The sequence below is a fragment of the Fictibacillus sp. 26RED30 genome (assembly GCF_015903845.1).
Lineage (GTDB): Bacteria > Bacillota > Bacilli > Bacillales > Fictibacillaceae > Fictibacillus > Fictibacillus phosphorivorans.
In genome coordinates, this window is sequence record NZ_JACZDV010000001.1 from 1,207,154 (window position 1) to 1,229,631 (window position 22,478).

At 36.1% G+C, this 22,478-nt stretch carries 31 protein-coding genes; 24 read left to right on the forward strand and 7 right to left on the reverse strand.

Features of this window, described 5'->3' with window-relative positions:
• The first annotated feature begins 48 nt into the window (after positions 1-48).
• Genes IHV11_RS06140 through IHV11_RS06150 form a run of 3 tightly spaced genes read left to right on the forward strand, consistent with a single transcriptional unit; the run spans position 49 to position 1,494 of the window.
• The gene (locus IHV11_RS06140; RefSeq protein ID WP_197191580.1) at positions 49-375 is read left to right on the forward strand and encodes a PadR family transcriptional regulator; all 327 of its coding nucleotides are present in this window, start codon (positions 49-51) and stop codon (positions 373-375) included.
• Positions 372-995 carry a permease prefix domain 1-containing protein gene (locus IHV11_RS06145; RefSeq protein WP_197193997.1) on the forward strand — a complete coding sequence of 208 codons (624 nt, stop codon included), beginning with the start codon at positions 372-374 and terminating at the stop codon, positions 993-995. The genes IHV11_RS06140 and IHV11_RS06145 overlap by 4 nt, the downstream gene beginning before the upstream one ends.
• 31 nt (positions 996-1,026) lie before the next feature.
• A complete protein-coding gene (locus IHV11_RS06150) occupies positions 1,027-1,494 on the forward strand; it encodes a hypothetical protein (protein WP_197193998.1) in 468 nt (155 codons plus the stop codon).
• A 43-nt stretch (positions 1,495-1,537) separates the two neighbouring features.
• On the opposite strand, the gene IHV11_RS06155 is transcribed toward IHV11_RS06150, so the two are convergent.
• Positions 1,538-2,344, reverse strand: coding sequence for a YwqG family protein (locus IHV11_RS06155; protein WP_197193999.1), 807 nt, complete (start codon positions 2,342-2,344; stop codon positions 1,538-1,540).
• 392 nt (positions 2,345-2,736) lie between these two features.
• Between IHV11_RS06155 and IHV11_RS06160 the strand changes: the two genes are divergently transcribed.
• Positions 2,737-3,492, forward strand: a complete 756-nt coding sequence (locus IHV11_RS06160; RefSeq protein ID WP_197194000.1) for an alpha/beta hydrolase — start codon at positions 2,737-2,739, stop codon at positions 3,490-3,492.
• A 55-nt stretch (positions 3,493-3,547) separates the two neighbouring features.
• On the opposite strand, the gene IHV11_RS06165 is transcribed toward IHV11_RS06160, so the two are convergent.
• Entirely contained in the window at positions 3,548-3,898 is a 351-nt protein-coding gene (locus IHV11_RS06165) for a hypothetical protein (RefSeq protein WP_197194001.1), read from the reverse strand.
• Between the two features lie 149 nt (positions 3,899-4,047).
• On the opposite strand from IHV11_RS06165, the gene IHV11_RS06170 reads away from it, so the two are divergent.
• From IHV11_RS06170 to IHV11_RS06190, 5 genes are all read left to right on the forward strand, one after another.
• Entirely contained in the window at positions 4,048-4,542 is a 495-nt protein-coding gene (locus IHV11_RS06170; protein WP_197194002.1) for a DinB family protein, read from the forward strand.
• A 147-nt stretch (positions 4,543-4,689) separates the two neighbouring features.
• Positions 4,690-5,280, forward strand: a complete 591-nt coding sequence (locus IHV11_RS06175; RefSeq protein ID WP_197194003.1) for a class I SAM-dependent methyltransferase — start codon at positions 4,690-4,692, stop codon at positions 5,278-5,280.
• Positions 5,270-5,956 (forward strand): response regulator transcription factor, encoded by a 687-nt coding sequence (locus IHV11_RS06180; RefSeq protein ID WP_197194004.1) that lies wholly within the window; start codon positions 5,270-5,272, stop codon positions 5,954-5,956. The genes IHV11_RS06175 and IHV11_RS06180 overlap by 11 nt, the downstream gene beginning before the upstream one ends.
• Positions 5,953-7,035 carry a sensor histidine kinase gene (locus IHV11_RS06185; protein WP_197194005.1) on the forward strand — a complete coding sequence of 361 codons (1,083 nt, stop codon included), beginning with the start codon at positions 5,953-5,955 and terminating at the stop codon, positions 7,033-7,035. The genes IHV11_RS06180 and IHV11_RS06185 overlap by 4 nt, the downstream gene beginning before the upstream one ends.
• Before the next feature lie 135 nt (positions 7,036-7,170).
• Positions 7,171-7,950, forward strand: a complete 780-nt coding sequence (locus tag IHV11_RS06190) for a TVP38/TMEM64 family protein (protein ID WP_197194006.1) — start codon at positions 7,171-7,173, stop codon at positions 7,948-7,950.
• Between the two features lie 110 nt (positions 7,951-8,060).
• On the opposite strand, the gene IHV11_RS21150 is transcribed toward IHV11_RS06190, so the two are convergent.
• The 3 genes from IHV11_RS21150 to IHV11_RS06200 all read right to left on the reverse strand — a co-directional run bounded on the left by IHV11_RS21150 (position 8,061) and on the right by IHV11_RS06200 (position 9,796).
• On the reverse strand, positions 8,061-8,432 hold the full coding sequence (locus tag IHV11_RS21150) for an ElyC/SanA/YdcF family protein (protein ID WP_370568665.1): 372 nt from the start codon (positions 8,430-8,432) through the stop codon (positions 8,061-8,063).
• Entirely contained in the window at positions 8,417-8,713 is a 297-nt protein-coding gene (locus IHV11_RS21155) for a hypothetical protein (RefSeq protein ID WP_231620197.1), read from the reverse strand. The genes IHV11_RS21150 and IHV11_RS21155 overlap by 16 nt, the downstream gene beginning before the upstream one ends.
• Positions 8,714-8,962: 249 nt before the next feature.
• The gene (locus IHV11_RS06200; RefSeq protein ID WP_197191591.1) at positions 8,963-9,796 is read right to left on the reverse strand and encodes a YitT family protein; all 834 of its coding nucleotides are present in this window, start codon (positions 9,794-9,796) and stop codon (positions 8,963-8,965) included.
• A 141-nt stretch (positions 9,797-9,937) separates the two neighbouring features.
• Here IHV11_RS06200 and IHV11_RS06205 point away from each other — a divergent pair, with 141 nt between their 5' ends.
• Both IHV11_RS06205 and IHV11_RS06210 read left to right on the forward strand, forming a co-directional pair.
• Positions 9,938-10,612, forward strand: coding sequence for a GntR family transcriptional regulator (locus IHV11_RS06205; protein WP_197194007.1), 675 nt, complete (start codon positions 9,938-9,940; stop codon positions 10,610-10,612).
• 56 nt (positions 10,613-10,668) lie between these two features.
• Positions 10,669-11,289, forward strand: coding sequence for a chloramphenicol phosphotransferase CPT family protein (locus IHV11_RS06210; RefSeq protein ID WP_197194008.1), 621 nt, complete (start codon positions 10,669-10,671; stop codon positions 11,287-11,289).
• A 134-nt stretch (positions 11,290-11,423) separates the two neighbouring features.
• On the opposite strand, the gene IHV11_RS06215 is transcribed toward IHV11_RS06210, so the two are convergent.
• The gene (locus IHV11_RS06215) at positions 11,424-11,846 is read right to left on the reverse strand and encodes an Lrp/AsnC family transcriptional regulator (protein ID WP_197194009.1); all 423 of its coding nucleotides are present in this window, start codon (positions 11,844-11,846) and stop codon (positions 11,424-11,426) included.
• Positions 11,847-12,016: 170 nt separating this feature from the next.
• Here IHV11_RS06215 and IHV11_RS06220 point away from each other — a divergent pair, with 170 nt between their 5' ends.
• Positions 12,017-12,208, forward strand: coding sequence for a DUF1272 domain-containing protein (locus IHV11_RS06220; RefSeq protein WP_197194930.1), 192 nt, complete (start codon positions 12,017-12,019; stop codon positions 12,206-12,208).
• A 374-nt stretch (positions 12,209-12,582) separates the two neighbouring features.
• Complete coding sequence (locus tag IHV11_RS06225) at positions 12,583-13,143, forward strand: undecaprenyl-diphosphatase (RefSeq protein WP_197194010.1); 561 nt, start codon at positions 12,583-12,585, stop codon at positions 13,141-13,143.
• 77 nt (positions 13,144-13,220) lie between these two features.
• Here the strand turns inward: IHV11_RS06225 and IHV11_RS06230 are convergent, their stop codons facing one another.
• A complete protein-coding gene (locus IHV11_RS06230) occupies positions 13,221-13,850 on the reverse strand; it encodes a class I SAM-dependent methyltransferase (RefSeq protein WP_197194011.1) in 630 nt (209 codons plus the stop codon).
• Positions 13,851-14,055: 205 nt separating this feature from the next.
• Here IHV11_RS06230 and IHV11_RS06235 point away from each other — a divergent pair, with 205 nt between their 5' ends.
• The 11 genes from IHV11_RS06235 to IHV11_RS06285 all read left to right on the forward strand — a co-directional run bounded on the left by IHV11_RS06235 (position 14,056) and on the right by IHV11_RS06285 (position 22,435).
• The gene (locus IHV11_RS06235) at positions 14,056-14,448 is read left to right on the forward strand and encodes a GNAT family N-acetyltransferase (protein ID WP_197194931.1); all 393 of its coding nucleotides are present in this window, start codon (positions 14,056-14,058) and stop codon (positions 14,446-14,448) included.
• A 182-nt stretch (positions 14,449-14,630) separates the two neighbouring features.
• Positions 14,631-15,329 carry a DUF2711 family protein gene (locus tag IHV11_RS06240; RefSeq protein WP_197194012.1) on the forward strand — a complete coding sequence of 233 codons (699 nt, stop codon included), beginning with the start codon at positions 14,631-14,633 and terminating at the stop codon, positions 15,327-15,329.
• A 291-nt stretch (positions 15,330-15,620) separates the two neighbouring features.
• Entirely contained in the window at positions 15,621-16,148 is a 528-nt protein-coding gene (locus IHV11_RS06245; protein ID WP_197194013.1) for an AAA family ATPase, read from the forward strand.
• A gap of 32 nt (positions 16,149-16,180) precedes the next feature.
• Positions 16,181-16,564 carry a hypothetical protein gene (locus IHV11_RS06250; RefSeq protein ID WP_197194014.1) on the forward strand — a complete coding sequence of 128 codons (384 nt, stop codon included), beginning with the start codon at positions 16,181-16,183 and terminating at the stop codon, positions 16,562-16,564.
• Positions 16,565-16,633: 69 nt separating this feature from the next.
• Positions 16,634-16,906, forward strand: coding sequence for a hypothetical protein (locus IHV11_RS06255; RefSeq protein ID WP_197194015.1), 273 nt, complete (start codon positions 16,634-16,636; stop codon positions 16,904-16,906).
• Positions 16,907-16,922: 16 nt separating this feature from the next.
• Positions 16,923-17,567 carry a nucleotidyltransferase domain-containing protein gene (locus IHV11_RS06260; protein WP_197194016.1) on the forward strand — a complete coding sequence of 215 codons (645 nt, stop codon included), beginning with the start codon at positions 16,923-16,925 and terminating at the stop codon, positions 17,565-17,567.
• Positions 17,568-17,635: 68 nt separating this feature from the next.
• A complete protein-coding gene (gene topB, locus IHV11_RS06265) occupies positions 17,636-19,819 on the forward strand; it encodes a type IA DNA topoisomerase (protein ID WP_197194017.1) in 2,184 nt (727 codons plus the stop codon).
• 264 nt (positions 19,820-20,083) lie between these two features.
• Positions 20,084-20,404 (forward strand): PadR family transcriptional regulator, encoded by a 321-nt coding sequence (locus IHV11_RS06270; protein ID WP_137789129.1) that lies wholly within the window; start codon positions 20,084-20,086, stop codon positions 20,402-20,404.
• A 58-nt stretch (positions 20,405-20,462) separates the two neighbouring features.
• Positions 20,463-20,804: a DUF1048 domain-containing protein gene (locus IHV11_RS06275; RefSeq protein ID WP_197191613.1), complete on the forward strand. Its 342-nt coding sequence runs from the start codon at positions 20,463-20,465 to the stop codon at positions 20,802-20,804.
• Between the two features lie 119 nt (positions 20,805-20,923).
• Entirely contained in the window at positions 20,924-21,685 is a 762-nt protein-coding gene (locus IHV11_RS06280; protein WP_197194018.1) for an ABC transporter ATP-binding protein, read from the forward strand.
• Positions 21,686-22,435 (forward strand): ABC transporter permease, encoded by a 750-nt coding sequence (locus IHV11_RS06285; RefSeq protein ID WP_197191615.1) that lies wholly within the window; start codon positions 21,686-21,688, stop codon positions 22,433-22,435.
• The last annotated feature ends 43 nt before the right edge of the window (positions 22,436-22,478 follow it).

The following is a 22,478-nucleotide window of genomic DNA, read 5'->3' on the forward strand; positions in this document are numbered from 1 at the left end:
CGATGTACATCGTATTACAATATAATTAGAAAATATTGGAGGTTGAACATGGATAAAGAACTATTGAAGGGGAGCATAGAAATATTGCTTCTTTCACTATTAGTTGATCGAGATAGTTATGGCTACGAAATGACAAGGAATTTACGAATATTAAGTAACGAAGAATTCTCCATGAACGAGGGAACCCTTTATCCTGCTTTAAAAAGGTTAGAGAAAAAAGAGTGTGTGACTTCTTATTGGAAACACGGACCTGATGGTAATCGGCGTAAATATTATTCTTTAACATCAACTGGACGAAAAATTCTAACGGAAAAGCGAAAAGATTGGAAACAAATTAATGAGCTTATGGATAAAACGTTGGAGGGCTTGTTATGAAAAATTTAGATCAATATATCGATGTAATTGTAGAAGGTCTACCGTTAGAAGAGAAAGAGGACATCCGAGAAGAGATGATACAGCACCTAAATGATCACATGAATGAGTTGATGATAAAGGGATACTCTGAGCAAGAATCGTTACAGATTGCAATAAAGGCATTCGGAAACGAGAAAAAAATGAATTGGGAAATGAAAATAGCAGTATATCCCTTTTATAAGATTTCACGTTTTCTCTGGAACACCGTATTCGTTACCCTCGTTTTTTGTGTGCTTTCTTATATGATCATGGAGCATTACAATCCAGGAGCCGATAACACAGCACCTTTATCCAGTGTTTTAGAGGGGTTCTTTATTATTTTCTTCATAGCTGGGATGGCTGAACTAATTTATGAAGCCATACAATTAAGTTCAGTGAAGATGAAGTACATAATGAATCCATGGGTATTCTTTTTTACTCCCTCAATTTTTATCGGTGGGATCATGTTTTTAGCTTACTTTCAGAACCCAGAACAATATCAGAATGGAATATGGGTTGATCTGTTGGTTGTTCCAATTGGTGCCTTTTGCTATGTGATAGCTAGACAAATTTTCAATCAACTCTTTAAACGATCAATCTAAACGGCAGTTTAGGAGAAGGAGTAGGCGTATTATGAGACGATACTTAAATGTGATAGCAGGAATCTTTTTTATTGTTTTATTAACTGCTTGTATTGGAGAAGACTATGATGCCGGACCACCAGAGATAAGACTTAGTGTTAACGAAGACGTATATTCTTTAAAGAAAGCAAATGTTAATTGGAAGACAGAAGACAAGGAGTTTAAGAATAAAGTAGAGAACCCTTTAACGCTAGCTAGTGAACAAAAAGAAATCAAGGTTTCGCCTAACCAATCAGCTGAATTAATCTTACTAGAAAACAAAGAAGATGGCGGAGAATACACGAATGAGACGATCGAAGTATCATTATGGCAAGGTGATAAGAAAATAGAGTTAACGTCCTTAACTCCAAACGATCATTCATTTTCCTTTACGAATGATCCTGGTCATTATGTATTAGTTGTTGATTTCAGTACAAAAAATGGGAGTTCAGAGTATGTGGGAAATATCGTCCTGAAGTAGCTTCTAAAAGAAAAGGGCAACCACCAAGTTGCCCTTTTTTCTGTTAATGACAATCCCAGTTGAATAGAACGCGAGAAAAGTCCTTATTTCTTAAATCTTCTTTCGTAATAAAAAAGTTGCCTACACCTGCATCTCCCCACATGATGTCATTCTCACCTTCGTCATCTGTATCAATCTGAAGCAAAGTAATTCGGTAATCATCAAATTGGGTTCCATAATCACGTGGGTCTGTTTGCGTAAAGTATGCGTATCCCCCTATTTTGTGGCCCATGTTCTCAACAAGTTCACAAAAAAGGTCATATAGCGTTTCTTCTCCCCACATATTCTCTTCACCTGTTACCTGATCCATATCAATAGATTCATAACTTTCTTCAAACTGAAAATCACTTACACCTAATGCTTCCTTTGATATAGAAAAAGATAAATGGTATTCCCCCTTAAAAGGAAGGTGATCCTCTTTGAAATCTTCTGTAGTAAAAGAGCCTGATGCTTGAGGCTGTTCAAAATTCTCATGATAGATGACGCGGAAGTTACTTTGATTAGTCGGGTTATCAAAATCCATACCCATCACATCATCATTTTTAGAAAGATAGAATTGCAAAATCCCAGTCGTTGGGAAGTGTTCGAGGTGAGGGATTTCCTCAAAATTAAGTTGGCAGAAAAGAGCCATTGGTAATCCGGAAGAATCTAAAGGATAAGAGACTCCTTCAGGCAAGTAAGGAGATCCTCCGATTTTGCTGTCTTTTAATGAGGTGGACTGACGTGTAGCTTGTATTGAAACAAAAGGAACAACCGTTTTCTCGATGTCGCTTCTATAAGGTTCTAATGCTTTTGGAAGTGATAAAGTCATAGTGTAATATTCTCCTTTTCTTTTAAGTGTAAGTTTCCAGTAATCGTATTACAATAAAAATATATAGTTATATATAGGCATTTAAGTAAGTCGAAATGAAGCATAAATATATATTAGAGGTGTGAAGATGGGGAGAGTCCAAAAATATTTATTTTATTCTGTACCGATTTATTTAACATTAATTAGTTTTGACTTTTACAGATATAAAGAACTGCAATTGTTAGAGAATCTCATTATACCCTTGCTTTATGTAATCGTTGTCTTCATTTTAGATTGGTCAAAACCAAAGAATCATGAAAACAAAAGCTAAACAACTTAGGGGGATTTTTGCAGGTAATGGTGTTACTTCCTTGAATGAATAGGGTAAGTTGTAGTGAAATGGAGGGATTCGTATGACAGAGAAGCATTCTGTAATGGCTGAAGCTCAACCTTTTTATTTTGAAGGCAACAAGGTGGGAATATTGATTTCTCATGGTTTTACTGGTTCTACGCAAAGTATGCGTCCTCTGGGAGAGGCATACGCAAAGGCAGGATATACCGTATGTGGTCCAAGGCTGAAGGGGCATGGTACCCATTATGAGGATATGGAAAAGACTACATATCATGATTGGATTGCTTCTATTGAAGAAGGTTACCAATGGTTAAAAGAACGTTGTGACACCATTTTTGTAACGGGTCTCTCTATGGGAGGAACACTTACATTATACGTTGCAGAAACATATCCTGATATTAAAGCGATTATTCCAATCAATGCAGCAATCGACATCCAAGACATGGAAAACATGCAACATTCCAACCAGCGATTTCTAGACGCCATCGGTTCAGACTTAAAGAATCCGGATGTGAAAGAACTTGCGTACGACAAAACTCCGGTTCAATCACTAAAAGAAATTGTATTGTTAATGAAAAAAGTTAAAGAAAATCTTCATACTGTCACATGTCCCGCCTTAATTTTTGTTTCGACAGAAGATCATGTTGTTCCACCTAATAACTCTCAAATCATCTATGATTTCATTTCATCTCGAGATAAACATGTCATCCATTTAAAAAATAGCTACCATGTTGCTACACTCGACAACGACCAACAACTTATTATTGATGAATCACTTAAATTCATAGACAAAATACGAAATAAAGTAAATGCATAAGTCAATCAAAAAAACAAACCCGAACCGCCAGCAACAATTCGGGTTTTCTTTGTGTTTATAACTGAGATTCTTTATTCATATAAAGGATTGCAGAATGAGATGGAGAGAAAAGAACGGTGTAGGTGCCTTTGAGCTCTTTCTGTATTTTTGATGAAAGAGATTGACCCATTTGATTATGCTCTGTTTCGAGGTCTAGACCATTTTCACGTAATTTATCGTTATCCCAATCGATCCATTCTCCGTATTGAATAGCCCAATCTCGTAACTTCTCTTTTAGTTCTAAAGAAATAGGCAGTTCATCAAGTTCTAGATTACAACCGCACCGATTACACAAAACAGGATCAGTATCAACATCAGCTTCTAATTTTAGTTCATAGATTTTCATATTTTCGCAACAACATTCCATATGCAACACTCCATCAAACGTTCTGTTAGTTTTGTTTCCTAATCTATAATAATCATTAATAACCATAAAGGAAAGAAACGGAGTAACTAGAATAAATCGTATAGATTTAAATGAAAACAGTTAGTCAAATAGGTAGGAGAGTGAAACGTATGGTTCATGTAAAACATCTTTTAGCAGATCAACTGTTAGCCAATGCCAACGATGCTAGTTGGTATCTGCCATTTAATGAATCAGTAGAAAATCTTTCGGAAGATGAAGCTTTTTGGAAACCGAACAAAGACTGTCACAGTATCGCTGAAATTGTTCAGCATCTCCTTTATTGGAATAAGACGTGGCAAACCCGTTACGATGAGTCTCATGTACAAGCAGTGCCTTCCATTGGGGATAATGACAAAAGTTTTGTGATTCCAGAAAATCAAAGTTTTTCACATTTAAAAGAAGAACTTCTGGATGTTCTTTTGAGATGGCAAGGTCTTTTGTCAGAAGAGAAAGTAGAGCGGGAAGTAAATGGATTTCCCGTCTCTGCAAAATGGTGGGAACTCATTGGGAATGCTGCAACACACAATGCGTACCACATCGGACAGATTATCATGATTCGAAAGCTGCAGAAAAGTTGGAAAGTTGACACGGTAGAAGCAAAATAATAAAAGAAATATGGCTGCATCTCAACCATAATGGGGATGCAGTTTTTTTATGCCTTAAACTTAAGAATTCTTAAGGATTATTCCTCTTAATTCTTTAGGTTTGAATTATAGAATGACTATACATTCAAACAATCGGAGTGAATAATTGTGAAATTTTTGTCCTTTTTAGCACAGTATATAAGTAATCCCCGATCAGTAGGAGCCATTCTTCCAAGTTCAAGTTACCTAGCTGATAAGATGGTGCAGCGTATCAATTTTGAGCAGGCAAGATACATTTTAGAATACGGACCGGGTACGGGTGTTTTTACCGAAAAGCTGCTACAAAATCGTAAGCCTAAAACGATTATCATCTTATTTGAAAGCAATGAGGAATTCTACAAAATACTTGTACAGAAATACAAAGAGGTGGATAATCTCTACATATACAATGGATCAGCTGAAAAGGTTGACTGGTACCTTGAAAAATGCGGTATTCCATTTGTAGATTACGTCATATCAGGACTTCTCTTTGCGAGCTTACCAAAGACCGTTTCAAATGAGATCCTGTTTAAAACTTCAAAAGTGTTAAGAAAGAATGGAAAGTTTGTTACGTTTCAATATTCAAACGTAATGAAAGCATATATTGAACAGTTCTTTTCAAAAGTGGATGTAAGTATTGAGATACGAAATGTCCCACCTGCTATGGTATTATGTTGTTCATTAGAAGAAGAAATGATGGAGGGGACTTATGCAATCTAGAGTCTTAATCGTTGATGATGATAATGATATTCGGAATTTGATTTCCGTTTATTTAGAAAATGAAGGAATGTATACACTTCAGTCGGAAAATGCAATAGATGCGTTAGAACAATTGGAGAAGAAGGATTTTGATCTTATCATATTAGATATTATGATGCCTGAGATGGATGGGATCGAAGCGTGTATGAGAATAAGGCAGGAGAGAAATATGCCGATTATTATGCTCTCTGCTAAGTCTGAAGATATGGACAAGATTCAAGGTCTTGCTGCAGGTGCAGATGATTACTTATCCAAACCGTTTAATCCTTTGGAGTTAATGGCACGTGTGAAATCCCAGCTCAGAAGATATCGAAAATACAACCAGGATACTGATTCAAGTAGGGAGTTCATTGAGATTGGAGATCTGAAGATCAATACAGAAACCCGTCAAGTATGGGTGAGAGGGAAAGATGTCAGACTCACACCGAAAGAGTTCTCTATTTTAGAGCTGCTTGCCCTCAATAAAGGCATCGTTATGAGCATCGAGAAGATATATGAAGCGGTGTGGCAAGAAGAATTCTATAAGTCAGACAGTACTGTCATGGTTCATATAACAAAGATAAGAGAAAAACTTGAAGAAGATCCGAAGAGACCCATCTATATTAAAACGGTTTGGGGAGTCGGCTATAAAATATGAGAATAAAGCGGATTAAAATATCATTACTTGTAAAACTTCTTGCAGCAGTTGCTGTTAGCTTTTTTGTATCGACTGTGGTTATGATTATTATCTCTCAAATTATTTTGCATTTCTTTAATCTTCAATATCTTACGATTGAAGATATTGGTGCAACTACTTATAATGTTATCGTTTTTCTGATTTTTACTTTTGTTATTTTTTCTTTTATTGTTACCTTCTTAGCATTGATACGGAACAAAATACTTTATATAAAGCGTATTACAGAAAGTATTAATGAAATCGCCAACGGAAAATTGGGATTGACGATTGAAATGGAAGGAAACGATGAATTAAGCAAGCTTGCCGAAGATGTTAATAGTATGTCTAAGGAATTATCAAGTAAGTTTGAATATGAAAGACAACTTGAGATAGCGAAAAATGAATTGATTACAAATATATCCCATGATTTGCGTTCCCCTTTAACATCCATCATAGGGTATTTGGACTTGTTGCGAAAGGGGAATTATTCTGGTGAAAATCAACTAAAAGATTATCATGATACGACTTACTCAAAATCAAAGCAGCTTGAAGCTCTTATTAATGAGCTTTTTGAATATACTCGTTTAACAAGTCCAGATGTAAAATTAGACATTAAAGATGTAGACATGACAGGTTTATTAGAACAATTGATCGGGGAATACGTTCCGATCTTTGAAAAGGAAGACCTAACTGTTGTAAAGAAGATACCAGAAGATGAAGTTCTAACTTCTATAGATATTGAAAAAATGGTCCGTGTTTTTGACAATCTTTTTATGAATGCCATAAAGTACAGCACGAAACCTTCTATTGTCAAAGCTACCTTTGACATACAATCCAATTATGCTGAATTTAGGCTGTCCAATCAAACAGAAAGACCAGATGTACAAGATATTAATCAATTATTTGAACGTTTTCTAGTAGGAGACAAAGCCAGAAGCGAGCGTGAAGGAACGGGACTTGGACTTGCTATTTCAAAAAGGATTGTAGAACTTCATGACGGTCATATTCGAGCGGAGTATATGGATGGCTGGCTTACGATTATTATCAAACTTCCAATTTGATCAAAGCTTATGAAGCATGCTTCATAAGCTTTTTTCGTTGGAAAAAGTTAAGAATCGTTAAGAATATTCCTAAGCTTTTCTTAAGATTTGTTTTACATAATAAATGTAACAGAAAGAAAAGGGGTTGGATGTTCATTGAATTTAAAAATGCAACGAAGTACGTTTTTATATAAAATCGTTAATCCAGATAGGTATGGCTTTATAACACATTTAGGAATACTGTTAGTTTCCATTTATGTTCTTTCTCAATCGTTAGCTACATTTGAACCATCATATAAAACAATTTTTCTAATCATTGGGTGTAGTGTTATCTTCCTTCTAATAGCATCTTATAGTTTGAAGTGGGACACATTTTTCGGAAAAATGAAGACGGTTTCGATTGTGTATAGCCTATTAATGACAGCCGTTTTTCTCACATATGGTTTGAGTAGCTTAATTGTTACTCTTGATAACAAAGGGTTAGAGACGATCCTAAACGAGAACATGGAACTTGCCAAGCTTATCTATTTTTCTGTGTGTTATGCTCAACCCATTATCTTGCCAGTTCCTGAAATCGTAACTGTCGTAGCAGGAAGTGCTACTCTAGGCCCTTTCACCGCTTTTATCTTAGGATTTATAGGCGCTGTGTTAGGGATTCTAACGATGTTTTATTTATCTCGAACTTTTGGAATGAAGATGGTGCAACGATTAGTAAATGAAAAACAATTAGATCAATATCATCGTTTTGTTAAGAAGAATGAAATGTGGATCATCGTTTCGTTGTTCATCGTTCCTGTGTTGCCAGATGAAATCATTTGTGTTGGTGCTGGAGTGAGCGGTGTTAAAACAAGACGCTTTATAATGATTGCTGTATTAGCAAAGCTTGTTACTACATTCTCGTTGGCTTATTCTTTAAGAGTGACGGATCTATTTTAACTTATGTGTGTATTGCCCGCTCCGCTGAAAGCGAGCTGGATCAATTAAAGTAATAAAGCTCGCGTACACCAATACACCGAGCTTTATTACTATTCCGTATCAAACTAGATTTAATCTATCAGACATACATCCAAAGGAAGAATATCTCCTTTAATTCCATAATGGTTAATCCGTAAATATTCTCCCCATACACGCTTTCTTCCTATTTCTGTTTCCATCCAATTGTCTCTGTTCACTTCGGTTCCTTTGTAAACAGTATTGAATGTAAAAGGAATGTACTCAATTTGATTTGGTAAATGCTTTTTTAAGGTCCTTATTTGTCTGCCTGTAGCATGACTTTTACAAACCACCATTAACGATTGAATCTTGATAAAGTCAAAAACTTCCTTAGCGCATATAACATTTTCAAGAGAGTTAGTAGATTTTTCTTCAATAAATATATTGTGTGAAGGTATTCCTGCACTTTTTAAAAAAGAGACAATAACTTGTGCCTCAGAGACTTCGCGATCTGTATTGCCTTCCCAATGGGGATGGGAATACCTGTTAAACTTCTTCCGCCAGTAACAATAATTGTTTCTATGTAGTTACGATGATAAGCTTCAATAGCTTTTTCCCAATGCCCACTGTGAGTGCCACTAAATACAAAAAGGGCATCACATTTTTGAGTTCTTACCTCTTTTCCAAAAGTAATAGCAGTCAATAGCTCAACGTCAATTTTAGTTAAATCTGGAATAATGGGTTCTTTAGGAATAATAGGATTCATACTTGAACTCCTCCAATTAGATTATAATTCTATATTTAACAATATATTACACATGAGGGTTTTTGCAAGATTTTTTTCTTGTTTGTGCATGTTTTTGCTATTTTGTGAACGAATGAGTTATGAAATAATATCTTTTGAAGGGTCATATAGAGAGGGGAATAAAGGACTATAAAAAAGAGCTTTAAAAATCAAAAGGCCGATTCAAAGAGATGAATCGACCTTTTTGTATACTTTTACAAAGAGTGCATCCTAAGTTTTAGGAAAAGTAAATCCTTCTCCAAACACATCTCTTACATCGTGGACTACAACAAATGCTTTTTCGTCAACACGCTGGATCATCTTCTTTAACAGAAATAGCTCTTGTTTATTGATCACAACGTATAAAATATCTTTAGCTTCGTTTGAGTAATGACCTCTTGCATTAATAATGGTAACGCCACGATCCATCTCATCGCTTACTTTCTTAGCAATTTCGTCCGTGTTTTCAGAAATGATCGTAACAGCTTTTCTAGTATCAAAACCATCAATTAAGTAGTCCAAAATCTTTGTACTAATATAAATGGAAATTCCTGTGTACATCGTATTTTCGATCCCGATGACAAATGCGGAACCAATAACGACCAGAATATCAAAAACAAACATAGTCGTACTTACACCCCAGCCGAAATGCTGATTCAGCATTCGTGCAATGATGGTCGAGCCACCTGTTGTTCCGCCTGAACGCAACACGAGCCCCAACCCGATTCCGATGAATACACCTGCAAAAACAGTGCCAAGCATAATGTCAACAGGGTTACCCATACCTTCTGTTAAATGAATAAATAGAGAGGTAAAGAAGATAGCAACCATCGTATACCATGTCACTCGTTTATTTAAGACTTTATAACCTATGGCTAAAAGGAAACCGTTCATAATAAAGTTTGTAAGACCTGGTGACCAGCCTAATACATAATATAGAGTCATCGAAATACCGGTAACGCCGCCCTCACCTAATTCGTTTGGGATGGCGAACCAATTTACCCCTAGTGCAAAGAACAGGGATCCTATAATAATTAATGTAATTTCTTTTCCTGTATGGTTCATATTATCACTCCGTTCAACCTGAATACCTAGGATAATATATCATAACGAATTCCTTCGAACAAGATTGTTCTACAATTTTGTTCAATTATTTAGATCTATGTTAGAATAAGGCAAAAGAACGGTTAGGCAGGTAATTTTAAAATGCGTAAAGAAACAGTAGAACAAAGAGTTTATCACTTAATAAAGAACGCAATCTTGAATAGACAAATTGCACCAGGTAACCAGTTATTTGAAAGTGCCATTGCTGAGAAGGTCAATGCGAGCAGGACGCCAATTCGAAGTGCAATCATGAAGCTGAAATCAGAAGGGTTAGTGAATGTTATTCCAAACAAAGGAGCATTCATCGTTCAACCAACGATCGAAGAAATGATTCAAGCGTTTGAGATGAGAAAAACGCTTGAGGAAATGTCGATTCAGAAAGGGTTCTCCAATCTTGGCTCGGATGACGTTGAACAACTTAAACAACTTCTTATTGAAATGAAGACCGCTTTTATAGAAAGAAAGATCGTTCCGTATCAAGAGAAAAACAATGCTTTTCATCTAGTCTTAGCAACAGCAAGTGGAAACAGGTATTTAATTGAATTTATGAACAAAATTTTGAGTCAGATCACCATTTATATGGTGCTTTATGATGTCTTTAATGAAGACTCTAACAATGAAGAACTAGACATCCTTGAACACGAGCGAATGATCCAATACATTGAAAAGGGAGAAGAAGAAAACTTACGAGCTTTACTTCTGCAGCATCTTGATAACAGTTTAACCAAGCTTCAGCAGGATAAACTAAATTATCAGTCTCTTACAACGTTGTTTTAAATAGGGAGCAAACCTTGGCTTTGAATGACTTGATCAAAGACAAAAGGAGATTTTGTATGGATCAAACAGAAATAGAGGGGAAAATTATTATCCTAAATGGTACGCCTCGATCAGGGAAATCGAGCATTGCCTCAGTGATTCAAAATGAATTTGAAGGTGTATGGATGAATATTGGGGTGGACCGTATCATGGATATGACACCTGAGAAATTTCAACCAAGCATAGGTTTAAGACCAGGTGGGGAAAGGCCCGATTTGGAACCATTCATACAGAAAATGTATCTTGCTATGTACAAATCAATTGTAGCTTTCAGTCGTGAAGGCTTGAATGTCATAGTGGATGTTGGTCATCATGATGGTTATTCTGTAGAGCATAACATTCTTCAGCAAGCTGCACAGATTCTTAACGGGACACCAGCATGGTTGATTGGTGTGCGCTGTCCAATTGAAACTGTGATGAAACGACGGATAGAAACCTGGCAAAAAGGCTATACACCTGAAGGAAAGATACCAAGCCCCATAGAACTCTGGCAGAAACTTGTTCATATTCCTGGTATATATGATTTAGAGGTGGATACTTCCTTATATACTCCAGAAGAATGTGCAGCTCAAGTTCATCAAAGGGTTTATGAAGGTTCTCCCCCTATAGCTCTTCAAAAAATACGGAGTGATAATTAAGAACAATTACCTAACAAGCCATTTTCAATAAAAGTTACTGAAAATCATCATACGAAAATATAGAAAAGACTGATCAAAGGGATGTTTAGTAACCTTATGTTTCAGTCTTTTTTGGGTTTTCCAATTCCTATTATCTAACTTAAGGATTTATCCGAAACGGGTGATGAAAGTCTGATTAACGTAGAAGGTTGTCCAAATGACATGGATTCATCTATGAAACTTTCCAAGGATTGTACGGAATGGGTAACGATTTTAATCAGATAGTTATACTGTCCAGCTAGGCGGTGACATTCGATCACATCACGGTGATCTTTACAGAAATCAACAAACTGCTTGCATTTCGTATTGTCGTATAAGATAAAAGCCATGACCGGTTTATTCATTTTTTCAGGATTAATAATTGCCTTATAACCCTCAATAATCTGCTTATCCTCAAGCTTCTTAACTCGTTCATTAACGGCAGGATTTGAAAGACCAACTTTTTTACCTAATGCCGTAATCGATACTCGAGCATCTTGCTGCAAATGTAAAAGGATCTCTTTATCAATTTCGTCCATATCTTTCTCCTCGACTTTAAAAATTTAGGAGCATTCATTCTTTTTCCGATGTTTTCAAAGAAATTCATAAGAAATAGCGTTAATATTCCATGTTAAAACAGTTCTGGGAAAAATATAATATATGTAAGAGATAATTACAACAAAAAGGGGATAGAAATAATATGTTAGAGATGAGAATGCAATGTGAAAAATGTTCTGTAGAGCTTCATGAAAAGTCGGATGCTTACATTTGTGTCCATGAATGTACGTATTGCCCAACATGCACAACAGAGATGAATCATATTTGCATGAACTGTAGTGGGGAACTCGTTAGACGTCCAAAAGCGGGGTCACAAATAATAAGTTGTTTATTAAGTAAATGAGGCTGCTTATATATCACAATCAAGCAAATCTAAAAAATATTTACTAAAATGCGTTTAATAGGTTACGAGTTTGGTAATAATACTAATAACAATAAACTCATTTTAGGAGGAACTAAAATGCTAATGACGACTGTGAAACTAAGCGAGTATGCAGGGAACAAAGATTTTGATTTGAACGGATACATATCTCAACTAATATCTACACCTTCACAAACGAAATAAACGAATGGCAGCCTATATGGCTGTTTTTTTTGTTTTAAAATCATAGCTTAGAAAAATTCTGCAAATTCCATAAATCTGTTAGAGAGGAATCATATGAAAACCTTACAACTTTCCTTATTCTTAAAAGAAAGATTTTAATTATAGGAGGGAATATGATTCTAGAAACAGATTATAAGTGGTTTATGTTCATTAACAAAATCGTTTCAAGCTATCCGCTAATTGACAATTTCATGATTTTCTTTGCGGAATACGTTCAGTATGCATTTGTTTTATTATTGATCATGCTGTGGTGGAGAAATAAAAAGAGTGACAGGATAATCGTATTTCAAGTGTTGGTTGCATTTTCATTATCTTACTCAGTAAATCGACTGATTGAATTGTTCATGTATAGAGAGAGGCCGTTTATCTCACATGACATCGTCCAATTGGTAGAGCATACGGCTAACTCTTCTTTTCCTAGTGATCATGCATCATCTGCAATCTCAATTGCCGTCACTTTAATGTTGGTTACGTTAAGGTATAGGTACGTATGGTTTATGTTTGCTATCTTGATCACGTTTTCAAGGGTTTGGGTAGGTGTTCATTATCCATTTGATGTAGTGGCTGGAGCATTGAACGGGATACTAATCGCACTTGCTACCCATTTATTAATTATGAAAATGAAACCAATAGCTGTATTGCTTAGAAGACCTATTTTTAACTGTAAGATATAAAAAAAATACCAGATGCCAATCTGTCATTTTGACGTCTGGTATAAGTTTCAATTCAAACAATCTTAAGTAAAAATGTTTTACACCTTTGTACCTTTGATAGAGACTGTATGAAAACCCCTAGAATCAGGTCCTCTCACTAAAGAAACATTCTTAAATCCAATATTCATCATTAACGGCATCACTTGATTACCTGAGACTTCCTTCACACTTTCCCAAGTTTCATTATCTTTACCATTAGAAAAAGTAATAACTACCAATCCACCAGGCCGAAGTACTCTATAAATTTCTGAAATGATGGTATCGACTTCACTCCAAAAATAAATGGTTTGAATACTATACAACTTAGTGAACGTATCGTCACTAAAAGGAAGGTTGTTGAAATTTGCTTGGACTAGTCTAGCTCTTTTATTATTATTGATTTCTTTTTGATTTCGTGCCGCAGCCGATCGAATCGCAGTTGAAGACAGATCTAATCCTACAATTTCCCCAACACCATATTTTCCTGTGATCATTTGTATCGCATAGCCGGCACCACAACCAAGTTCCAACACTTTGTCTTGTTCTTCAAGTTCTAATTGTCCTATTGTCCACTCTGTTTCAGGTTTATGCTGTCTGACCATCTTTTCTACGATATATGTACCAATCAATCCCTTTGGCGTTTCGTAATGACGATCTATATACTCTTTTACCGAATGAAGTAATTTCATCATTTTCTCCTTTAACACTTATTTAAAACATCTTTCTTCTTATTCCCTTAAGCTCTAGGTGAACCCTCTTAATCCTGTTTAAAATCCATTTTTAACTTTATAATTGGGAAGAGTGAAATCCTTATTGAAGGGACAGATTAGCGTGAAGAGTCTAAATGTTAATATCATAACCTATTCATCTGATTTTGCTGAACAAACCGTTAAAATGTGGCGTGATAGTAAACTCGAGGCAATAGGTGTAAAAGAGTCTCATAGTTTTGAAAGTCATGTGTACTTTCTGAATAGTATTTTAACGAAAGAGTTTGTCGTCGAACTAGCGATGGTTGATGAAAATGTTGTTGGAGTGATTACATATAATCAAACGGAAATAAACCAACTGTATGTTCACCATGATTATCAAAAATCGGGCATAGGTTATGCATTGCTTCAACGAGCAAAGGATTACTCCAGCGGAAAGTTAACTCTATACACATTTGAAGTAAACAAGAATGCACAACGTTTTTATGAGAAGAATGGTTTCAAGATTATTGGAAGAGGCCATGAGAATGAAGAAAATCTGCCAGATATTCAGTATGAGTGGAGAGTAAATCAGAAGTAGATCCTTTTTAGTAGCAACAACCATGACTTTGTGAAATTCATTACAATAATAGATAGTACAAATTTTCATTTTAATAGAAAAATTTAGGTTCATTTAAAGTGAGCAAACGAAGGTATACATTGTAGTAAAACTAGAATTGCATATACGCAATCTAAGAAAAATAAATGGAAAGGTGAAACATAATGAATGAAAAAAGTATTTTCCCTAAACCCCATAGATATGCAGTTTGTGCCCAAGAAGATATGCCAATTAAAGAATTTTACAAAGATATATTTGATGAAGTTTTTATATTTTATCATCCCTTTATTAAACCCAAATCAATTGCATACGAGTTATTTAATCCAGAAGATTACCCAAGTAAGAATGAGATTAGGGATAATTGCGAAATGGTTAACTGGGAAAGATTTATGTTTTTAGCAGGATTAAAAAGTATAAAACAACTTGATACTGGACTTAGGACAAATATTCTAGGCTTAAAAAGCGAATATCAAGATAAAAAGGCAGGTAAGTTAATCTTAGAAGCTTGTCAGAAAAATAAAATTGTTGTACCTACGGAGGGATTATTTCCAGATTTCATTATGAATACTTTGCTCCACTCTATAAAAAAATTGGGACACGACTGGATTTGGTTCGGGGATGAATTTTGTACAGAACGTAAATTGGAATATATCGATGATTTGATAGACGATAACGATATGCTTGAAAGAGGAAAAAATCTTTTTACTCATGATAATCATATTTTGATAACTACGCATTGGGACAGTCACTTTTCATTATTGTGTTCAGATCGTGTTACAGTGGAGCGTCTAGTTAATTTATCTAATTTAGAAGGATTTTATTGTACTGAGAAAACGGATATATACTGGAGTTTGTCTGATTAGCATTTTACAAAATAACTTTAAAGAAAAGCCTAAAAGTCATTTGGTATTTTAAATTAAATCCATCTAATTAGAATTGAAAAAGAAAATTTTAATATCTCAGTGACAATTAAAGACTATAAAGGAGAGTTGTTGAATAGCTCTCCTTTTTGTATTAATTAATCAATTCCGTCTCAAAGTTTTAATTAGAAATAATTATAACGTTAAACTAGACTGTATAAACAGGAATTATGAACAAGAATAAGAATTACATAAGGAATATATATCTACACAAAAATGTGGGGGAACCGTTATATGTTCAAAAATTTTAACTTTGATCTACTCTATCATGAACAAAGTACTGAAACTCCTTTAGTGGTGATGATGTGTGGTGTGGCTGGATCAGGTAAAACTACCTTCTCACAACGGTTAGAGAAAAATGGATTTGTACGTCTTTCAATTGACGAGGAAATTTGGTCTACCAATGGTCGATGGGGAATTGACTTCCCAATGGATAAGTTCGAGGAATACAGAAAAGACGCAGAAAGTAAATTACGCAAACGATTAATTCAGTTAATTCACGATAAACAACAAGTAGTTATTGACTTCAGTTTCTGGGATCGATTAAGAAGAAACAAATATAAGATGCTTATTGAGGAGTCTGGCGGTAAATGGAAGCTTGTCTATTTAAAAGTTCATCCGGATGAGTTACGGAAGCGATTAAAATTACGTAACCAGCGCTTTGATGCGAATTCTTTCCCGATTTCAGATGAGCTTTTGAACTCTTACATTAATGGTTTTGAAGTCCCTAGTGATGAAGGGGAAATTGTAGTCGTAAATTAAATCTAACATTGCATTTAAAAGGGAGCGTTCGTATGTTATCAACTCATGGTAACGTTTATAAAACCAAAAGCGGAAAAACCGTAACAGTAAGGGAGGCTTCTGTAAAAGATGCGGAAGTGATGTTAATGGCTGCATCAAAAGCATTGGTCGATGCTCCTTACATGTTAAGTACTGCTGAAGATCTCAAGAAGTTAAGTCTTGAAGATATGCAAAGTGAACTAGAACATTACTCCACAAACCAGAATTATATAAAACTAGTGGCTGAATATGAAAACGAGCTTGTGGGTGCCATTGATTTTAGAAATGGAAACAAGGAAAAAATTGCGCATCAAGGTTCTTTTGCAATGACCGTCTTACCCCAATATCGAACACGGCGTTGGAAGAGTTCTGGTAGAATCACTAATCACCTGGGCTAGGAACAACGAAACGGTCGAAAAGGTTTGTATTTTGGGATGCCATATATCTTCTAATAAGAAGAAGTTCCATTGATATACAGAATGGGGGGGAATATCATAGAGTTAAGAATGTCAAAGTATGTTAAAGGAAATTTTGGACGTTTATTTCCAATTGTGATGATTTTAATGATATTAAATGAAGTTATTTTTGGATTCGAACTCCAATACTTTGGCTTTGATGAACTTGAAGACCTTGGTCGCATCATTTTTGTATTAATCGTAAAAGCTTGCGAAAGTGCGCTAATTACAGTTTTGTTACTATGGTTATATACTAGAATTAAATCGGTTTATAAAAATCCTTAAAAATCTTGAGGTGAAAATGAGCGAGATCAAAGAAATCTGGAAACCACTTTCTGTGAAAGAGATACAATGTATTTTTGATCAGATGTCACTACACTGGTGGATTGCTGGTGGATGGGCGTTGGATTTGCATCTAAATAGAATTACACGAGAACATGATGATATTGATGTCCTAATTCTGAGATCCGAACACCTACTTCTACAGAAGTATCTGTCCGCTGACTGGGAAGGATACAAAGCATTTAAAGGAAAGTTAATACCTTGGAACATGAACGAAAAGCTAGATTCCCAATTTGATAATTTATGGTTCAAGAAAAAGGAAGAATCCACATGGGCTTTTCAAGTGATGATTATAGATTATAAGGATGATTATTGGATTTATAAACGAAATGGTACAATAAGAAGAGAGCTAACGGATATTGACTTGAAAACTTCTGAGGGAGTCCCATACATAAAACCAGAAATTCAGCTTCTTTATAAGGGTGGAAGTTCGTTGATTAGGGAAAAAGATCAACTAGATTTAGAGAATGTCTTGCCAACGTTGGATGATGTAAGTAGAGAATGGCTAAGAGATTCCTTGACCATTCAGTACCCGAATGTTCATCCATGGATTGAACGAATAAATGTGTACATAGAAAGCTCGCAAAATATGAAACGAGAGTAAGGGTGGTGTATCGCTTCCCTTATTTTCTTTTTCTGCAAGTAAAATTTTCAGTAAAAAGGTGAAGCCCTATGAGTAAAATCGTTATTTTAGCAGAAAAACCATCACAAGCGAAGGCGTATGCAGACGCCTTTACGGTAAAGAAAAAAGATAAAACGTTTATTGAATTAAATCCATGCAGCATCTTTCCAAGTGGCGCGACAATTACATGGGGAATTGGTCATTTGGTTGAGCTGAAGCAACCTAAAGAATATAAGTCTGAATGGGGAACGTGGCGTTTGTCTTCTCTACCAATCTTACCTGAACGATATGAATTCAAGGTAGCTACGGGAAAGTATGAACAGTTTAACGCGGTAAAACGCTTATTCAAAGAAGCGGATATCGTCATTAACGGATGTGATGTGGATCGTGAAGGTTCGAACATCTTTTATTCGATCTACCATATGACAGGTGTGAGAGGCAAAACCATTAGACGACTGTGGATTAACTCTCTAGAAGTCGATGAGGTTCGTAAAGGATTTTCTAACCTTCATGATAATGAGAAGGATCTATTGCTTTATGCTGAAGCCAAAACACGTCAGATTTCTGATTGGCTCGTTGGCATGAACGGAAGTCGCCTTTATACGTTACTTTTACAGCAAAAGGGATTCACGGATAGCTTAAGCATTGGTAGGGTGCAGTCGCCAACAACGTACTTGATCTACCAGAGGCACCTCGAGATTGAGAATTTTGTGCCGAAACCTTTTTATGAGATTGAAGGGAACTTTACGGCCGCAAACGGAAAGTATAGAGGCAAAGCGAAAATTAAAAGTGAAAAACAAGAAGAAGTCCAACAGCTGCTAGAAAAGCACAAGATTACCGGCAAAGATACGGGTATTATTAAAGCTGTTTCAAAAAAGGAAATGCGAATAAAATCTCCAAAGTTGCATGCCCTCTCAACATTGCAGGCAACAGCGAACAGAAGATGGAAATACAGCCCGAAGAAGGTCTTGGATACGGTTCAAAAATTGTACGATAAAAAAATCTTATCGTATCCAAGGACAGACACTCAATACATTACAGAGAATGAGTTTGCGTATCTATCGGCGAACCTTGAGACCTATCAAGGTCTCATAGAGAATCGTTTTGCTGCAGCATCTAAACGACCTAGTAAAAGATATGTAGACGGATCCAAGGTACAGGAGCACTATGCGATTATTCCAACAAAACAGATTCCAACACGTGCCAAGATTCAAGGGTTATCCATTGAAGAAAAGAACATTTACTTTGAAGTGTTAAACACGACGCTTGCCATGTTTCATCACGACTATGTATACGAAGAGACAAAAGTAACAACGAGCGTGAACGGTTTAGACTTCGATTCTGTAGGAAAAACAGAGATCAGCAAAGGGTGGAAAGAACTATTTAACTACGGATCTAAAGAAAAAGAAAATACAAATGCTAAGAAAGATGAAAACGCACCACAAGCTCTTCCCAAACTTGAAAAAGGGGAGGAAGTGAAAAGTATTGTCAAAATGAAGGAAGGGATGACTACCCCTCCAAAACCTTATACAGAAGGTCAACTCATCTCGATGATGAAAACGTGTGGTAAGTCAGTCGAGAATGAAGAAGAAATGGAAATATTGAAAGAAGTAGAAGGCTTAGGTACAGAAGCAACACGAAGCGGAATCATTGAAACCATTAAAAAACACCAATACATTGAAGTGAAAAAGAACATTGTCCATATTACTGAAAAAGGAAAAATTCTATGTCAGTCTATAGAAGGCAATCTGCTTTCCAGTCCATCCATGACCGCTAAATGGGAAACCTATTTAAAGAAAATCGGTAACGGAAATGGAACACCTCAAGCTTTTTTGGGAAGTATCGCAAAGTTTCTTAATAAATTGATCGAAGAAGTACCTGGTCAATTGAATGCAGCACCTATCCAGCAGAGTATTGATGGAGTGAAGAATGTAAGTCAGAAACCGATTGCTACTTGTCCTAGATGTAAAAAAGGAAAAATCAGCGTAAGTCGTTCCTATTATAGATGCTCCGAACATGCTAATGGTTGCAAACAAACTTTTCCAGGGAAATTACTTGGTAAAACGATCACAGAAAAACAAGTGAAAGATCTGTGCACAAAAGGAAAAACAAGTCTTGTAAAGGGCTTTAAGCCAAAAGCAAAAGAAAAGAAAAAGTTCAGTGCGATGCTCATTTTGAAAGATGATTTCACGATAGGTTTTGAGTTTGCTAATAATCAGTTTGTAAAGAAGTAAAGATTGATTTGGTTTAGGAGAGGTAGAAAGAATATTCCTACTTTCAATTTCTCTTGTGTTCATCATCATTCGAAGACTCGTCTGAGACGAGTCTTTTATAGCAAGTAAGAATTATTTTTGGAAAACAGTTGACATTTTCGGTACTCAGTCATACAATGTAGAGGTAATAAGTAATACTAAATAGTAATAGTGATTTCAAATTTTTTTACAACGGTACTAAGTCATACTTATTATAGGTCAGATGAAATAAAGGAGGCTTTTGACATCGAAAATTTAACAGAAATGCTTAAAGGTTCACTTGAAGGCTGCGTGTTGGAAATTATCAGCCGTCATGAGACCTATGGCTATGAAATTACACGCCGCTTAAACGATCTAGGATTTACAGAAGTGGTGGAGGGTACGGTATACACGATCCTCGTCCGATTGGAAAAGAAGAAATTAGTAGACATCGTTAAGAAGCCGTCAGATATGGGGCCGCCTCGAAAGTTTTACACGCTGAATGAAGCTGGCAGACAGGAACTAGAGTCATTCTGGCGAAAATGGGATTTCGTATCTTCAAAGATTAATGTATTGAAATCACAATAAACTCATAAAGTGTTTCGGTAGTATGATGAATGAAAGGAATAAAAAGGAGGAAAGAAATATGTTGGAATGGATTAAAAAGATGATCGGTGATAAGAAAGAATACAAAATGATGATGGCGCGTGTTGAAGCTCTTCCAGAGGATTATCAGTTTGTATTTAAAAAGATTCAAACGTATATGTGGAACTTTTCATCTGGAAACGGAATGGATATGCTACACATCCAGTATGAGTTGATTGATCTGTTTGAAGCAGGAGCAGCGCAAGGGAGACCAGTGCTAGACATTACAGGGGAAGACGTGGCATCGTTCGCAGATGAACTTGTAGCAAACGCCAAAACCTATTTTGCTAAATATCGTGAAGATCTTAACCAAAGTATTCAGAAAGAATTAGGAAAAGAGTAACATTTATGGCTGAATAGAATGTACTGTGAACTATTCAGTTATTTTTTTGCTCGGTACTAAGTAACACTTATTATCAGTGTTACTGAATAGTGAAATCATAATTTATTAGGAGGAAAAACATGAATGTAACAGCGATTTCTATAAAAGGCTTAAAAAAGTCTTTCAAAGATAAGGAAGTTTTAAAAGGAGTAGATTTAGAGGTGAATAGGGGAGAAATCTTCGCTTTGTTAGGATCAAATGGAGCGGGGAAGACGACGATCGTCAACATTCTTTCCACATTGATGAAAGCGGATGAAGGGGAAGCGATAATCTGTGGATATGATGTCGATCGTCAAACCGATGGAGTTCGTCAGAGCATTAGTTTAACAGGACAGTTTGCAGCCTTAGACGGAATGCTTACTGGGCGTGAAAACCTTATGATGATTGCTAAATTAAGAGGTGTTAACAATCCAGGTGAAGTCGCAGATCATTTACTTGCAAGATTCAGCTTAACGGAAGCTGCGAACAAACGGAGTGACCAATATTCTGGGGGTATGAAACGAAGGCTTGATATTGCCATGAGTCTGATTGGAACACCGGACGTTATTTTTCTTGACGAACCAACAACAGGACTTGATCCTGAAGCACGTATTGAAGTTTGGAATACTGTAGAAGAACTTGCCAATGGTGGAACGACGATATTACTGACCACACAATACTTGGAAGAAGCCGAGCAGCTCGCAGATCGTATCGCGATATTACATGGTGGGAAAATCATCAAGACCGGTACGCTGCAAGAACTAAAAAAGATGTTCCCGAAAGCGAAAGTGGAGTATGTTGAGAAGCAGCCATCACTAGAGGATATTTTCCTCAACATCATCGGTAAAAAGGAGAGTGTGTAAATGAAAAGTATAACAGGAACTTTATTAGGTCGATTAATGCGTAATATTATGCGAAGTCCGGATACGATTATCACGGTGGCTATTACCCCGATTATGATGATGCTATTGTTTGTTTATGTATTTGGTGGAGCGATTGAGGCAGGGACAGACAACTATGTGAATTACTTATTACCAGGCATCTTGCTGATGGCGATCGCATCAGGTGTGGCTTATACCTCTGTTCGGCTGTTTACAGATGTGAAGAGCGGATTAATGGCACGTTTCATTACCATGCCAATCAAAAGATCGTCCGTATTGTGGGCACATGTTTTAACATCACTGGTTTCTAATGCCCTTACGATTTTGATTGTAATCCTTGTCGCCTTGCTGATGGGTTTTCGTTCTAACGCAGGACTTCTAGATTGGCTGTCTGTAGCCGGAATACTTGGACTATTTACGCTAGCGCTAACATGGCTCGCCGTTATTCCGGGTTTAACAGCAAGCTCAATGGAAGGAGCAACAGCTTATTCGTACCCGCTCGTTTTCTTACCCTTTATCAGTTCAGCATTCGTACCAACAGAAACGATGCCTAAGGTCGTGCGGATCTTTGCTGAAAACCAACCCGTAACATCTATTGTGAACGCGATTCGTGCTCTATTGTATGAGGGACCAGTTGGAAATGATATTTGGATTGCGCTTACTTGGTGTATCGGAATTATGGTGGTTGCTTACTTCTTTGCTAGTAAAAAGTTCAAACGACAGTTGGGATAAATGAAGTGAACAATAAAAAGAGACAAAGCGATAGTTGCTTTGC